This is a genomic window from Pseudoclavibacter sp. VKM Ac-2867, assembly GCF_015351275.1.
GTDB lineage: Bacteria > Actinomycetota > Actinomycetes > Actinomycetales > Microbacteriaceae > Pseudoclavibacter.
Genome location: NZ_JADKSL010000046.1, coordinates 1 through 413 on the forward strand (window position 1 = coordinate 1; position 413 = coordinate 413).

General features: G+C 47.7%; 1 rRNA gene. It reads right to left on the minus strand.

The annotated features are described in order from the left end of the window. Positions 1-177 (minus strand): 16S ribosomal RNA (locus tag ITJ67_RS19470); the annotation flags it as partial. Positions 178-413: the final 236 nt, after the last annotated feature.

Genomic DNA, 413 nt, shown 5'->3' on the forward strand with positions numbered 1-413 from the left:
ATATCCAGTATTAGCCACCGTTTCCGGAGGTTATCCCAGAGTTATGGGCACGTTGCTCACGTGTTACTCACCCGTTCGCCACTAATCCACCCAGCAAGCTGGGCTTCATCGTTCGACTTGCATGTGTTAAGCACGCCGCCAGCGTTCGTCCTGAGCCAGGATCAAACTCTCCGTAAATGAATAACAACCAAACAAACCCAAAGGCTCGCCGGTAAACATCACGCCACCACACCGAAGTGCGATGACAAGTTTGAAACTGACAAAAAACAAAACAACACCAAACCCGAAAGTTCAGTACTGACTTGTATTGTCCAAATATGTTTCCAAAAGGAATCCTTACCCCCTCCAAAGGAAGAGGCACGGGATCAAATTGGCATTTGACATAGTGCACGCTGTTGAGTTCTCAAGAATCG